The organism is Kitasatospora sp. NPDC096077 (assembly GCF_040303245.1).
In the GTDB taxonomy this organism is placed as follows: Bacteria; Actinomycetota; Actinomycetes; order Streptomycetales; family Streptomycetaceae; genus Kitasatospora.
This window is the reverse complement of the sequence record NZ_JBEOSV010000016.1, coordinates 98,954-112,657: the sequence shown is the minus strand read 5'-3', so window position 1 is coordinate 112,657 and position 13,704 is coordinate 98,954. Positions and strand designations below refer to the sequence as shown.

11 protein-coding genes are annotated in these 13,704 nt (G+C 72.7%); 3 read left to right on the top strand and 8 right to left on the bottom strand.

Annotation, left to right across the window (positions count from 1 at the left end; all coding sequences use genetic code 11):
- Positions 1–161: 161 nt before the first annotated feature.
- Both ABTZ03_RS16800 and ABTZ03_RS16795 read left to right on the top strand, forming a co-directional pair.
- On the top strand, positions 162–1,748 hold the full coding sequence (locus ABTZ03_RS16800) for a sensor histidine kinase (protein ID WP_350513707.1): 1,587 nt from the start codon (positions 162–164) through the stop codon (positions 1,746–1,748).
- Positions 1,748–2,437: a response regulator gene (locus tag ABTZ03_RS16795; protein ID WP_350513706.1), complete on the top strand. Its 690-nt coding sequence runs from the start codon at positions 1,748–1,750 to the stop codon at positions 2,435–2,437. The genes ABTZ03_RS16800 and ABTZ03_RS16795 overlap by 1 nt, the downstream gene beginning before the upstream one ends.
- A gap of 64 nt (positions 2,438–2,501) precedes the next feature.
- Here the strand turns inward: ABTZ03_RS16795 and ABTZ03_RS16790 are convergent, their stop codons facing one another.
- The 6 genes from ABTZ03_RS16790 to ABTZ03_RS16765 all read right to left on the bottom strand — a co-directional run bounded on the left by ABTZ03_RS16790 (position 2,502) and on the right by ABTZ03_RS16765 (position 9,572).
- A complete protein-coding gene (locus ABTZ03_RS16790) occupies positions 2,502–4,175 on the bottom strand; it encodes a monocarboxylic acid transporter (RefSeq protein WP_350513705.1) in 1,674 nt (557 codons plus the stop codon).
- On the bottom strand, positions 4,172–4,777 hold the full coding sequence (locus ABTZ03_RS16785; protein ID WP_350513704.1) for a DUF485 domain-containing protein: 606 nt from the start codon (positions 4,775–4,777) through the stop codon (positions 4,172–4,174). The genes ABTZ03_RS16790 and ABTZ03_RS16785 overlap by 4 nt, the downstream gene beginning before the upstream one ends.
- A gap of 130 nt (positions 4,778–4,907) precedes the next feature.
- The gene (locus ABTZ03_RS16780) at positions 4,908–5,609 is read right to left on the bottom strand and encodes a response regulator (RefSeq protein WP_350513703.1); all 702 of its coding nucleotides are present in this window, start codon (positions 5,607–5,609) and stop codon (positions 4,908–4,910) included.
- Complete coding sequence (locus ABTZ03_RS16775) at positions 5,606–6,781, bottom strand: sensor histidine kinase (RefSeq protein ID WP_350513702.1); 1,176 nt, start codon at positions 6,779–6,781, stop codon at positions 5,606–5,608. The genes ABTZ03_RS16780 and ABTZ03_RS16775 overlap by 4 nt, the downstream gene beginning before the upstream one ends.
- A gap of 30 nt (positions 6,782–6,811) precedes the next feature.
- Positions 6,812–7,297 carry a DUF1453 domain-containing protein gene (locus tag ABTZ03_RS16770; protein WP_350513701.1) on the bottom strand — a complete coding sequence of 162 codons (486 nt, stop codon included), beginning with the start codon at positions 7,295–7,297 and terminating at the stop codon, positions 6,812–6,814.
- Positions 7,298–7,460: 163 nt separating this feature from the next.
- On the bottom strand, positions 7,461–9,572 hold the full coding sequence (locus tag ABTZ03_RS16765) for a DNA gyrase/topoisomerase IV subunit B (RefSeq protein WP_350513700.1): 2,112 nt from the start codon (positions 9,570–9,572) through the stop codon (positions 7,461–7,463).
- 538 nt (positions 9,573–10,110) lie between these two features.
- Here ABTZ03_RS16765 and ABTZ03_RS16760 point away from each other — a divergent pair.
- Positions 10,111–10,344 (top strand): DUF7455 domain-containing protein, encoded by a 234-nt coding sequence (locus ABTZ03_RS16760; protein ID WP_350513699.1) that lies wholly within the window; start codon positions 10,111–10,113, stop codon positions 10,342–10,344.
- A 312-nt stretch (positions 10,345–10,656) separates the two neighbouring features.
- Here the strand turns inward: ABTZ03_RS16760 and ABTZ03_RS16755 are convergent, their stop codons facing one another.
- Both ABTZ03_RS16755 and ABTZ03_RS16750 read right to left on the bottom strand, forming a co-directional pair.
- On the bottom strand, positions 10,657–11,571 hold the full coding sequence (locus ABTZ03_RS16755) for a S1 family peptidase (RefSeq protein WP_350513698.1): 915 nt from the start codon (positions 11,569–11,571) through the stop codon (positions 10,657–10,659).
- 229 nt (positions 11,572–11,800) lie between these two features.
- Entirely contained in the window at positions 11,801–13,450 is a 1,650-nt protein-coding gene (locus ABTZ03_RS16750) for an RNA polymerase sigma factor (protein ID WP_350513697.1), read from the bottom strand.
- Positions 13,451–13,704: the final 254 nt, after the last annotated feature.

Genomic DNA, 13,704 nt, shown 5'->3' with positions numbered 1-13,704 from the left:
GGAGCCATCTGCGCGTAGTGCGACTTCTCCGCATTGAGGGGTGTTCTGCTCGTTTTGCTTCCGCTACAACTGCGGGGACGCGGGCTGACAGAAACACCCCGGAAACATAGGGTGTCCCGACCCCACCCCCGCAGCACCGACGCCACCGAGAGGAGGCCCGGATGAAGCTCCCCCACTGGCCCCGCCGGGTCTTCGCCCAGCTCCTGCTGAGCCAGACCGTCGTCACCGTCGGCGTCACCGCCGTGACCGCCGGGCTGTTCCTGGCCCCGGTCAGCAGCGAACTGGACCACGACGCGATGCAGCGGGCGCTGTCCATCGCCCAGGCCACCGCCACCGACGAGACCATCGCCCGGGCCGCCGACGCCCGGGACACCGCCACCGCGCAGCGCAACGCCGAACAGATCCGGCTGGCCACCGGCGCCAGCTTCGTCGTGGTCACCGACCTGGACGGGATCCGGCTCTCGCACACCGACCCGGGCCGGATCGGCCAGCGGGTCAGCACCGACCCCGAGCCCGCGCTCAGCGGCCGCAGCGTCACCGCGATCCAGCAGGGCACGCTGGGCCGCACCGCCCGCGGCAAGGTGCCGCTGCGCACCGCCGACGGCCGGATCGTCGGCGAGGTGTCGGTCGGCATCAGCGACGACTCGATCCGCCGCCGCCTGCTGAAGATGCTCACCGGCATCCTGCTGTGCGCCGCCGCCGGCCTGACCGCCGGCACGGTCGCCACCCTGGTGCTGGCCCGCCGGCTCAAGCGCCGTACCCACAACATCGCGCTGGCCGACATCTCCGCGCTGCTGGTCGAGCGCGAGGCGATGCTGCACGGCATCCGCGAGGGCATGGTGGCGCTGGACGAGCGGGGCGGCATCCGGCTGGCCAACGACGAGGCCCTGCGGCTGCTCGGCCTGCCCGGGGACTGCACCGGGCGCCCGATCGCCGCGGTGCTGCCGCCGGGCCGGCTGGCCGACGTGCTGACCGGGCGGATCACCGGCACCGACCTGCCGGCCGTCCGGGACGACCGGGTGCTGGTGGTCAACCGGACGGCCACCACCGAGGGCGCGGTGGTGACGCTGCGCGACCGCACCGAGCTGGAGTCGCTGGTCCGCGAGCTGGACACCACCCGCAGCCTGACCGAGGCGCTGCGGGCCCAGGACCACGAGCACGCCAACCGGATGCACACCCTGCTCGGCCTGCTCGAACTCGGCCGCCACGAACAGGCGGTGGCCTTCATCTCGGAGCAGTCCGGCTCGCACGCGGTGGTCGCCGCCCGGATCGCCGAACAGGTGCAGGACCCGCACGTGGCGGCGCTGCTGGCGGGCAAGACCGCGGTGGCGGGCGAGCGCGGGGTGCGGCTGGTGCTGGCCCCGGCCGCGCACCTGCCGGACGCGGTGGTGGACCCCCGGGCCCTGGTGACGGTGCTCGGCAACCTGATCGACAACGCGATGGACGCCCTGGCGGGGAGCGGCCGGCTGGAGGTGACCCTGGCCGCGGCCGGCTCCACCCTGCTGCTGCAGGTCGTGGACAGCGGCCCGGGCGTGCCGGAGGAACTGCGCGAGCAGATCTTCGAGGAGGGGTGGACCAGCAAGGACGCGCCCGCGCACCGTCCGCGCGGGCTGGGCCTGGCGATGGTGCGGCGGCTGGTCGAACGGACCGGCGGCCGGATCGTGCTCGACACCGGCCCGCTCGGCGGCGCCCGGTTCACCGTCGAACTGCCCGAGGCCCTGCTCACCGCTCAGCTCGTGGAGGCGTGATGATCGACGTACTCGTGGTGGACGACGACTTCCGGGTCGCGGACGTGCACGCCGCCTACGTGGCCAAGGTGCCGGGCTTCCGGGTCACCGGCACCGCCCACTCGGCCGGGGAGGCGCTGGCCGCGCTGGAGCGCCGCCCGGTGGACCTGCTGCTGCTCGACCACCACCTGCCGGACGAGACCGGCCTGGCCCTGGTCCGCCGGCTGCGGGAGCGCCAGGTGGCCTGCGACGTGATGATGGTGACCGCCGCCCGGGACGTCTCCACGGTGCACGCCGCGATGCAGCACGGCGCCCTGCAGTACCTGGTCAAACCGTTCACCTTCGCCGGACTGCGGGACAAGCTGGTCGCGTACGCGCAGCTGCGGCACGCCCTGGCCGCCCCGGCCCGGGAGGCCGGCCAGGACGAGGTCGACCGGCTGTTCGCGACCCTGCGCAGCGCCGGCCCGCCCACCGGGGCGCTGCCGAAGGGCCACTCGGCGCCCACCACCGACCTGGTGCTCGGCGTGCTGCGCCGGGCCGGCCGGCCGCTGTCCGCCCAGGAGGTCGCCGACGCCACCGGGCTGAGCCGCTCGACCGCCCAGCGCTACCTCAAACAGCTGGAGCGGGACAGCCGGCTGCGGCTGACCCTGCGCTACGGCGACACCGGCCGCCCGGAGCACCGCTACGGGCTGGCGGCCCGGAGCGCCTAGAAACGGCGGAACCCCGGCGGGCGCGGGCCCACCGGGGTTCCCCGGAGCACGACGGGGACAGGCCCTAGGCGGCGCCCGCGCCGGTGAGGGCGCGGACCTCCAGCTCGGCGAAGCGGTCCGCGTCGGCGGGCTCGGGCGAGGTGAGCGTCCCGATCCAGCCGGCCAGGAAGCCGAGCGGGATGGAGACGATCCCGGGGTTCTCCAACGGGAACCAGTGGAAGTCGACGCCGGGGAACAGCGCCACCTTGGAGCCGGAGACCACCGGTGAGAAGAACACCAGCACGATCGCCGGCACCAGCCCGCCGTACACCGCCCAGACCGCGCCCCGGGCGGTGAACCGCGACCAGAACAGGCTGTACAGCAGCACCGGCAGGTTGGAGGAGGCCGCCACCGCGAAGGCCAGGCCGACCAGGAAGGCGACGTTCAGCTGCTGGGCGTACAGGCTGATCACGATCGCGACCGCGCCGATCCCGCCGGCCGCGAACCGGGCGACCACCACCTCCTGCTGCTCGGTCGGCTTCCCGGCGGCCGCTCCCCCGTCACGGCGCGGGCGGACCCGCCAGGCGCCGGCCCAGATGTCGTGGGCGAAGGCGGCCGAGGAGGCCAGGGTCAGCCCGGCGACCACGGCCAGGATGGTGGCGAAGGCGATCGCGGAGATCAGCGCGAACAGCACCACCCCGCCGGTGCTGCCGTTGCCGCCGCCGAGCACCAGGGCGAGCAGCGGGACTGCGGTGTTCCCGGCCGAGTTGGCGTGCCGCACCTCGGCGGAGCCGACCAGCGCGGTGGCGCCCAGGCCGAGCGCGATGGCCATCAGGTAGAAGCCGCCGACCAGGCCGATCGCCCACATCGTGGAGCGCCGGGCGGCCCGGGCGGTGGGCACGGTGTAGAAGCGGGACAGGATGTGCGGCAGGCCGGCGGTGCCGAGCACCAGCGCCAGGCCGAGGCTGAAGAAGTCCAGCCGGCTGGTGAAGGTGGCGCCGTACTTGAGCCCCGGTTCGAGGTAGCGCTGTCCGGCGCCGCTGTGCCGGGCCGCCTGGCGCATCAGGTCGAAGAGGTCGCCGTGGAAGCGGACCACCAGCAGCACGGTGAGCAGCACCGAACCCGCGATCAGCAGGAAGGCCTTGACGATCTGGATCCAGGTGGTGGCCCGCATCCCGCCGATCGTGACGTAGACGATCATCAGGGCGCCGACCGCGATGATGGTCCAGGTCCGGGCCTGGGCGCTGTTGGTGCCGAGCAGCAGGGCGACCAGCGAGCCGGCGCCGACCATCTGGGCGACCAGGTAGAGCAGGGTGACCACGACGCTGGCGCCGCCCGCCGCCGCCCGCACCTTGCGGTGGCGCAGCCGCAGTTCGAGCACGTCGGCGAGGGTGTACCGGCCCGCGTTGCGGACGAGTTCGGCGACCAGCATCAGCACGACCAGCCAGGCGACCAGGAAGCCGATGCTGTAGAGCACGCCGTCGTAGCCGTACAGGGCGATCAGCCCGGCGACGCCGAGGAAGGAGGCAGCGGAGAGGTAGTCGCCGGAGAGGGCGAAGCCGTTCTGCAGCGGGGTGAAGTCGCGCCCGCCGGTGTAGAAGTCCTCGGCGGCGCTGCCCTGGCGGCCCACCCAGAGGGTGATGCCCAGGGTGACCAGGACGATGACGGCGAACAGCACGATCGCCAGGCCGTGGTGCTGGCCGGTGGGGGCGACGGGGGGCGGGGTGGCGGTGCTCAGCACGCCGCTGGTGGTCGTCATCGCAGCTGGTCCTGGGTGTCCCAGCGCAGGCCCAGGGCGGCGCGGTCGCGCTTGGTCCGGGCGTTGCGGGCGTAGAGCCAGGTGAGCAGGAAGGTGGTGGCGAACTGCAGCAGCCCGAGCACCCAGGCCACGTTGAGCGGGCCGGCCACCCGGCTGCGCATCACGCCGGGCGCGGCGGCCTCGGCGGCGACGTACATCAGGTACCAGCCGAGGAAGGCGCCGCTGGTCGGGAAGACGAACGCCCGGTAGCTGCGGCGGATGTCCTGGAAGGCCGCGCTGGCCTGGACGCTCCGGTAGACCTCGGTGCTGTCGGTGCCGCTCGCCGGTGTCGGCGCCGGCGCCTGCGGCGCGACCGGCGGGGCGGCGGCCGGGGCGGGCGGCGGCACCACGGGCGGCGCGGCCGGCGGGACGACGGGCGCGGCCACCGGCTCGGCCCCGGTGGCGGCCGGGTGGGCGGCGGCCGGACGGGTGGGCACCGGCTGGGCCGGTACGGCCGTTCGGCGGGGCACGGCAGCAGGCTCGGAGGCGGTGGCGGCGGCCGGAGCGGCCCACCAGTCGAATCGCTGCCCCTGGCCGGGACTGCTGGTCTGCTGCTGTGGCACTGCTGCTCCTGGGCCGGGCCGGGCGTTCTGACCCGAACCATCATGGAGGCCCCCGGACACCGTCCCCGACCATCGCAGATACGTTCACTCAATGAGGTGATCGATCATCTGACGGACGCTCATCCGACTACTACTGCGTACCGGTGATTCCATGCCGGAAGGCGTACGCGACGGCCTGCGCACGGTCCCGCACCGCGGTCTTGGCGAACAGGTTGTTGATGTGGGTCTTCACGGTCGCCTGGCTGACGAACAGCCGCTGGGCGATCTCGGCGTTGGAGAGCCCCTCGGCGATCAACGCGAGCACCTCCGCCTCCCGCACCGTCAACCCGTCCGGCAGCTCCCCGCCCCGCCCGGCCGACCGCTCCGGGCCCGTCCCGGCCGTCGGATCGGCCTTCGCCGGCGGCTCCGAAAGCCTTTCCAGCAAACGGAGTTGGATCTGCGGTGAGAGCCCGGCCGCACCCGCTCGGACGTCCGCGATGGCCTTGGCGATCTCCTCGCCGCCGGCGTCCTTGGTGAGGTAGCCGCGCGCCCCGGCCTGCAGCGCCGGGAACAGCGACTCGTCGTCGGCGTAGGTGGTCAGCACCACAACCTCGGTCTCCGGATGCGCGGCCCGGATCCGTCGGGTCGCCTCGACGCCGTCCACCCGCGGCATCCGCAGATCCATCAGCACCACGTCCGGGTGATGGCGGGCCACCAGGGTGACCGCCTCCTCTCCGTCCGCCGCCGCACCGACCACCTCGATGCCGGGCAGCAGCCCCAGCAGCATCACGATGCCCTCGCGCACCACCGTCTGGTCGTCCGCCACCAGCACCCTGGTGACCGCCTCGTTCATGCCGGCACCCGCAGGAACACCCGCCACCCTCCGTCCTCCGGGCCCGCCAGCAGGGTGCCGCCGAGCAGTTCCGCGCGTTCGCGCATCCCCAGCAGACCGTACCCGCTGCCGCTGTCGGCCAGTTCCGCGGCGGACGCCCCGCCCGTCGACGGACCGCGCGGCGCCCGGGTGTTGCGCACCTCCAGCTCCACCGCGCCCTCCAGGTAGCGCAGTTCGACCGAACAGCGGGCGCCCGGAGCGTGCTTGCGCACATTGGTGACCGCCTCCTGCGCCGTCCGCCGCACCGCCAACCCGGCCTCGGCGGGCAGCGGCCGGGGCGTACCGGTGACGGTCAGCGGGGCCCGCTCGCGCTCGGTCAGCTCCACCAGGAACTCCCCGACCGGGGTGAACTCCCCGCGCAGCGCGGACAGCGCCTGCCGGGTCTCGGCCAGCCCGTCCTGCGCCATCCGCCGTGCGGCGACGACCCGTTCGCGGATCTGCTCCCGGTCCGTCCCGGCATCCAGCATCAGCCGGGCCGCCTCCAGGTGGACCAGCTGCGCGGACAGGCTGTGGGCGAGCACGTCGTGGATCTCCCGGGCGATCCTGGCCCGTTCGGCGAGCGCCGCGCTCTCCGCCTCGGCGGCCCGGGCGGCCCGTTCCTGGACCAGCAGCCGGCGGGCGGCGCCGCGCGCCTCGATGTCCAGCCGGAGCAGGAACCCGAGCAGGGTGACCCCGCCGACGGTGGCCAGGACGCTGAGCCAACTCGCCCAACTGGCCGCCGCGTACGAGCCCAGCGCGGCCGCCATGGTGAGCAGCGCCGGAGCGGGCGGCAGCCGGACCACGGAGAACACCGCCAGCCCGACCCAGAGCAGGTCGGCGAGCGTGTAGGCCCGGCCCCAGTTGGCCAGCCAGGCGCCGCCGACCAGGGCGGCGGCCAGCAGGTACGAGGCCGCCGGGCGCTGCCCCCGGGTGGCCCGCAGGTACCCGGTGACGAGTACGACGGCGACGGCCAGCCCGGCCGCCGCCACCCCCACCGCCCAGCCCTCGTACCGGCCGCCGGCGAAGGTCCCCCAGCCGACCACGGCCAGCAGGACGATCCGGCCGAGCACGGTGAGGACCCGCCGCGGCAGGCTCTCGGCCTCGCGCTCCAGCCCCTCCCGGGCGGGCCAGCGGGTCCAGTACCACCCGGACAAGGGTGCCTCCTCGGTGCTCACGGCGGCGGGTCAGTGCAGGATCGCGGTCGCCCGCGCGGGCTCCAGCGTCCGGGCCCTCCAGTTGACCACGAGCGAGCGGACCAGCAGCAGGACCGCCATGCCGAGCATCAGCGAGCTGCCCGCCTGGTGCACGCCCAGGGCCGAGCCGACCGCGTACAGGCCGATCCGGATGGCGATCATCCCGCCCCAGGCGGCCAGGGTGGCCTTGGTGCCCTTGACCAGGACGGCGCCGTCGGCGGCCCGCCAGATCCGGACGGTCCAGCCCCAGACCGATCCCATCGCGACCACGGCGACCAGTCCGGCGACCAGCAGGGTGGCGGACAGCGCGGCGTGCTGGTGGTCGATGATCTGCGGGTCGCGCAGGGCGAGCGCGCCCAGGATCAGCGGCAGCAGCCAGAAGCGGCGCTCGGTGTCCAGACGCTGGACACGCATCTGGCGGGTGACCACCACGGCCACCACCGCGACGATCACGAGGAGGTTGGCGAGGGAGACCATCGGATTTCTCCGTCCGAGGAGAGGCTTGTTCTGACCTCTCCGACGCTACGGATCCGGCGCCCCGCGCTGATCGGAGCCGGGGTGGACCCCGGGTGGAACCCTCAGCACCAGGGCCCTCCACCCGTGGGTGGAGGGCCCTGGTCGTGCCGCGCCGCTACGGCGGTCAGGCGTCGATGCGCGAGCGGTCCAGGGTGGCCGCCGAGTCCACGATGAACTCCTTGCGCGGGGCGACGTCGTTGCCCATCAGCAGGTCGAAGATCCTCTCGGCCTGCTCCAGGTCGCCCAGGTTGATCCGGCGCAGGGTGCGGTGGCGCGGGTCCATGGTGGTCTCGGCCAGCTGGTCGGCGTCCATCTCGCCGAGGCCCTTGTAGCGCTGCACCGGCTCCTTCCAGCGCTGCCCCTTGCGCTGGAACTCCAGCAGGGTGGAGCGCAGCTCGGCGTCGGAGTAGGTGTAGTGGTACTTCTCCTGGCCGCGCTTGGGGTTGGTGAGCTCGATCCGGTGCAGCGGGGGAACGGCGGCGAAGACCCGGCCCTGCTCGACCATCGGCCGCATGTAGCGGTGGAAGAGGGTCAGCAGCAGGGTGCGGATGTGCGAGCCGTCGACGTCGGCGTCGGCCATGAAGATGACCCGGCCGTAGCGGGCCTGGTCGATGTCGAAGGTGCGGCCCGAGCCGGCCCCTATCACCTGGATGATCGCGGCGCACTCGGCGTTCTTGAGCATGTCGCTCACCGAGGCCTTCTGCACGTTGAGGATCTTGCCGCGGATCGGCAGCAGCGCCTGGAACTCGGAGTTGCGGGCCAGCTTGGCGGTGCCGAGCGCGGAGTCGCCCTCGACGATGAACAGTTCGCTGCGCTCGACGTCGTCGCTGCGGCAGTCGGCCAGCTTGGCGGGCAGCGAGCTGGTCTCCAGCGCGGTCTTGCGGCGCTGGGCCTCCTTGTGCTGGCGGGCGGCGACCCGGGTGCGGGCGGCCGCGACGACCTTCTCCAGCACGGACCGGGCCTGCAGCTTCTCGTCCTTCTTGGCCGAGGTGAGGAAGGCCTTGAGCTCCTTGGCGACGACGGCCGCGACGATCCGGTTGGCCGCCGAGGTGCCGAGCACCTCCTTGGTCTGGCCCTCGAACTGCGGCTCGGCGAGCCGGACGGTGACCACGGCGGTGAGGCCCTCGGTGGCGTCGTCCTTGGTGATGTCGTCCTCGGCCACGCGCAGCAGCTTGCTGGAGCGCAGCACCTCGTTGACGGTCTTGGCCAGCGAGCGCTCGAAGCCGGTGACGTGGGTGCCGCCCTTGGGGGTGGCGATGATGTTGACGAAGGAGCGCAGGGTGGTGTCGTAGCCGGTGCCCCAGCGCAGCGCGATGTCCACGCCGAGGTGCCGGGTGACCTCGGTGGGGGTCATGTGGCCGAGGTCGTCCAGGACCGGCACGGTCTCCTTGAAGGTGCCCTCGCCGCGCAGCCGGACCACGTCGCTGACCGGCTTGTCGGGGGCCAGGAACTCGCAGAATTCGGCGATGCCGCCGTCGTAGCGGAAGACCGACTCCTCGACCTGCTCGCTCTCGGTGAGCCGCTCGTCACGCACCACGATGGTCAGGCCGGGGACCAGGAAGGCGGTCTGCCGAGCGCGGTTGTGCAGGTTCTCCAGGGAGAGCTTGGCGTCCTTGAGGAAGATCTGCCGGTCGGCCCAGTAGCGGATCCGGGTGCCGGTGCGGGTCTTGGGCACCTTGCGGGTCCGGGTCGTACCGTTGGCGGGCTCGAAGGGCGCGTCCGGGCTGGTCTCGGTGAAGATGCCGGGGGTGCCGCGGCGGAAGCTGATCGCGTGGGTGTGGCCGCTGCGGTCGACCTCGACGTCGAGGCGGGCGGAGAGCGCGTTGACCACCGAGGCGCCGACGCCGTGCAGACCGCCGGAGGCCGCGTACGAGCCGCCGCCGAACTTGCCGCCCGCGTGCAGCTTGGTCATCACGACCTCGACGCCGGACAGCCCGGTCTTCGGCTCGACGTCCACCGGGATGCCGCGGCCGTTGTCGCGGACCTCCACCGAGGAGTCCGGGTGCAGGAGGACCTCGATGCGGTCGCAGTAGCCGCCCAGCGCCTCGTCGACCGAGTTGTCGATGATCTCCCAGAGGCAGTGCATCAGACCGCGGCTGTCGGTGGAGCCGATGTACATGCCGGGGCGCTTGCGGACCGCCTCCAGGCCCTCCAGGACGAGCAGGTGCCGCGCGGTGTAGTTGGAACCGTCGTCGCCGGCCAGCAGCGCGGACGGCACGGTCGTTTCGGCACTCACGCGGCACTCTCCTCGGTCAAGATCTGTCTCATCGGTCACATCCGGACGCATCCGGACCAACCGCCAGTGCAGCACGCCGCACCGACAGTCGTTGCTCTGTGTGCTCGCGCCCCTGCGACGGGTGCACAGCACGACGGGCCGGTCCCGCGCAGCTTGTACGCGCTGCGCGAACAAGGACCGCACCCGGGTGTGGGCCCCGGGGGCGCCATCTCCTCCCGGTACCACCGGTCCTGGCGGATCGTGGGGTCCGGCACAGGCTCCGGAACTGCCGTTATGCAGGCTACCGGGGCCCGGGGCGGGGCTTATGCTCCAACCCGGCAGAGGATTATGCTACGCGGACCTCGAACCCGGTCCCGATCGGGCGTTCGAGGCACGGGCGGATCCCGGCATCCGGCAGGCATGAACCACCGGCGCCCGGGGCACGTCCTCATCAACACAGCAGAATCCTCAGAGAAGAAAAGCCACGAGCGGGAACGTTTTCGGCCTGGTTGGATGTTGACCCTGGTACGACAGCTCGTCGAGCTAGAGAAGAGGCGACGTGACTACTGTTCTGACACCTGCGAGCCCGCTGACCGCGGCTGACCGCTGCGACCGCTGCGGCGCCCAGGCCTACCTGCGCGTCGTACTCGCCAGCGGCGGAGAGCTGCTCTTCTGCGCCCATCACGGCCGGAAGTTCGAGCCGGAGCTCAAGAAGATCGCCGTGGAGATACAGGACGAGAGCGGCCGTCTCAGCACCAGCACCACCGCGACGGCCGTCGACGACGAGCGCTGATCACAGGCGCCACCACCAGCAGCCAGCGTCGAGCTGTGTCCGGCCGCGCACCGCGCGCGACCGGGGAGCCGGGTGGTCGATCCCTTCGGGGGCCGACCGCCCGGCTCTGCTGTTCTCCCGACGGTTCCCCCGCGTTCGCCCGGGGCCGCCCCTCCCGGGCCGCGCGCCGGGCCGACCCCGGGCCGCCGGGTGCCGACACGACGTCAGAACGTCACCGCACCATCACCCGCGGCAACACCCCGGGCGGCGGCGGAACCTACGGCGCCGGGACCACCCTGCCGGACCCGCCCCGCCGGACCCACTCCGCCCGACTCACAGCACGGAGCGCACCGCGTCCGTGACCGAGGACACCCGGGTGTAGACCCCCGGGTGGGCCGCCTCGGCACAGCCCGTTCCCCAGGACACCAGCCCCACCAGTCGACCGGCCACCACCAGCGGGCCGCCGCTGTCGCCCTGGCAGGCGTCCTTGCCGCCTTTCTCCTCGCCCGCGCAGACCATGCCCCGGGCGTCGAACTTTCCGTCCTGCCCGCCCGGGTAGGCGTGCGCACAGGTCTGGTCCGCGACCATCGACACGTCCACCCCGCGCAGCAGCGGTGAGTAGTCGCCCCGCCCGCTGGTGTCGCCCCAGCCGTAGACCCGCGCCGCCGTCCCTGCCGCGTACGGCCCGGTCTCACCCTGGCCGACCAGCTCCAGCACCGGCCGGGAACCCTGGGACTCGGCGAGGGTGAGCACCGCGACGTCGTTCATGTTCGCGGCGTAGTTGTAGTCGGGGTGGACCCAGATCCGCTGGACGGCCACCTCCCGGCCGGACGAGCCGCGCATGTCGTCCCGGCCGACGATCACCTTGAGGCCCGGCCGGTCCACCCGGCCCTTGGCCTCGTCGTAGAAGCAGTGCGCGGCCGTGACCACCTTGGTCGGGGTGACCAGCGCGCCCCCGCAGAACTGGCCGGAACGGCCGCCGCCGAACTGCTGGCGGCTGGCCAGCGCCACGATCCACGGGTGGTCCGCGGTGGTCACGGCGTCGCCCCCGACCACCCGGCGCTGCGCCTCGGCCGGCCCGGCCGTGCCGAGGGCCACCAGCGGCACGGGCACGGCGGCGAGCAGCGCCAGCAGGGCGCCCCGCCGCCTGCGGCGGCCCGCCCGGGCGGCGGCCGGGTCGGCCCGGCGCTGGTCGGCCCGGCACGGGACGGGGTTCGGCAGGTCGGCTCGGTCCGGGTCGGTCAGCACCGTGTCTCCACAAGGCTCGGCAGCAGGCAACCGGCACAGCGTAGGTGATCGACTACACTGCGCGACCACTTACCGGCGTCCCGCCACCCGGACGAGCGACAAGCGCCACCCGGACGCTGACACACCGCCCCCGAACAGCCCGAAGGCCCGGAACCACGGGGTTCCGGGCCTTCGTCGCGTACTGCCGCCGATCGGACGGGCCGACCGGCCCGTCGATCGGTCGGGCCGATCAGTCCAGGTAGTCGCGCAGCACCTGGGAGCGCGACGGGTGGCGCAGCTTCGACATGGTCTTCGACTCGATCTGGCGGATGCGCTCACGGGTGACCCCGTACACCTTGCCGATCTCGTCGAGGGTCTTCGGCTGACCGTCGGTCAGGCCGAAGCGCATCGAGACCACGCCCGCCTCGCGCTCGGACAGGGTGTCCAGCACGGAGTGCAGCTGCTCCTGGAGCAGGGTGAAGGAGACCGCGTCGGCCGGGACGACCGCCTCGGAGTCCTCGATCAGGTCACCGAACTCGCTGTCGCCGTCCTCGCCCAGCGGGGTGTGCAGCGAGATCGGCTCACGGCCGTACTTCTGGACCTCGATGACCTTCTCGGGGGTCATGTCGAGTTCCTTGGCCAGCTCCTCCGGGGTGGGCTCGCGGCCCAGGTCCTGGAGCATCTGGCGCTGGACACGGGCCAGCTTGTTGATGACCTCGACCATGTGCACCGGGATGCGGATGGTGCGGGCCTGGTCGGCCATGGCGCGGGTGATCGCCTGGCGGATCCACCAGGTGGCGTAGGTCGAGAACTTGTAGCCCTTGGTGTAGTCGAACTTCTCGACCGCACGGATCAGACCGAGGTTGCCCTCCTGGATCAGGTCCAGGAACAGCATGCCGCGACCGGTGTAGCGCTTGGCCAGCGAGACCACCAGACGGAGGTTGGCCTCCAGCAGGTGGTTCTTGGCCCGGCGGCCGTCCTCGGCGATGATCTCCAGCTCGCGCTTGAGCTTGGGGGCGAGCTTGTCGGCCGCCGAGAGCTTGTCCTCGGCGAACAGACCGGCCTCGATGCGCTTGGCGAGCTCGACCTCCTGCTCGGCGTTGAGCAGCGGGACCTTGCCGATCTGCTTCAGGTAGTCCTTGACCGGGTCGGCGGTGGCACCGGCGACGGCGACCTGCTGGGCCGGCGCGTCGTCCTCGTCGTCGTCGGAGAGGACGAAGCCCTCCGACTCCTCCTCCGGGCCGCTCTCGGCCTCGGCCTTGTCGCCGGGCAGTGCGGCGTCCTCGAGCAGCTCCTCCTCGCCGAGCAGCTCCTCGTCGCCCTTGCCGGCCTTGCCGGCGGCGGTCTTCTTGGCGGCGGTCTTCTTGGCCGGAGCGGCGGTCTTCTTCGCCGCGGCCTTCTTCGCCGGAGCGGCCTTCTTGGCCACCGCCGCCTTCATCTCGGAGACGACGGTGGTCGTCTCCTCGACGGTGATCTCGGCGGACACGGTGGGGGCGGGCGCCGCGGCGGCCGCGACGGCCGGAGCCGCGACGGGGGCGCCGGGAGCGATCCGCACGGGCGGCTTGGTCGGGGCCGACGGGGCGGCCGGGGTCCGGGTGGTGACAGCCTTGGTGGCGGTGCGCTTGGTGGGGCTCTTGGCAGCAACGCTCTTGCGCTTGGCGCCGGCCGGTTCGGCCGCGCTGACCATGAGGTCCACCCCCTCCTCAATCAGCACCTGGTTGAGGCTGCGCATGACGTTCTTCCACTTGGTGACCGGGATCTGGTCCGCCTCGAACGCCTGGCGCACGTCGTCACCGGCGATCTGCCCCTGGGCCTTGCCCCGCTCGATGAGCGCCAGCAGAGCCGCGGACTCGGCGATCTCGGGGGGAAGCGAACGGGATGTGCTGGCCGACACGAACAACCTCTCGGACGATGAGTGGACTCGAACCCGTACCGGCCGCCCGAGCGGGCGGGGAAGGAGATCGCGCGTCGGACGCGCGGTGTCGATTCCGACCGACTCGGGCTTGAGGACTGGGTTTGCAGGACGGCAGCAGCGCCGCGGACCAACACAGCATTCTGACATGTTGGAGTATTCCGGAGCTGCTCCCGCTCAGGACACATCGCTGCTACTCGTCAAGTGTTACGCATGGCCTTCGTGTCGCGGGTCACACCGCT

Bases quoted from the DNA above. Each gene is read 5' to 3' on its own strand.
- ABTZ03_RS16800 (WP_350513707.1), top strand. From the start codon at position 162: ATGAAGCTCCCCCACTGGCCCCGCCGGGTCTTCGCCCAGCTCCTGCTG.
- ABTZ03_RS16795 (WP_350513706.1), top strand. From the start codon at position 1,748: ATGATCGACGTACTCGTGGTGGACGACGACTTCCGGGTCGCGGACGTG.
- ABTZ03_RS16790 (WP_350513705.1), bottom strand. From the start codon at position 4,175: ATGACGACCACCAGCGGCGTGCTGAGCACCGCCACCCCGCCCCCCGTC.
- ABTZ03_RS16780 (WP_350513703.1), bottom strand. From the start codon at position 5,609: ATGAACGAGGCGGTCACCAGGGTGCTGGTGGCGGACGACCAGACGGTG.
- ABTZ03_RS16770 (WP_350513701.1), bottom strand. From the start codon at position 7,297: ATGGTCTCCCTCGCCAACCTCCTCGTGATCGTCGCGGTGGTGGCCGTG.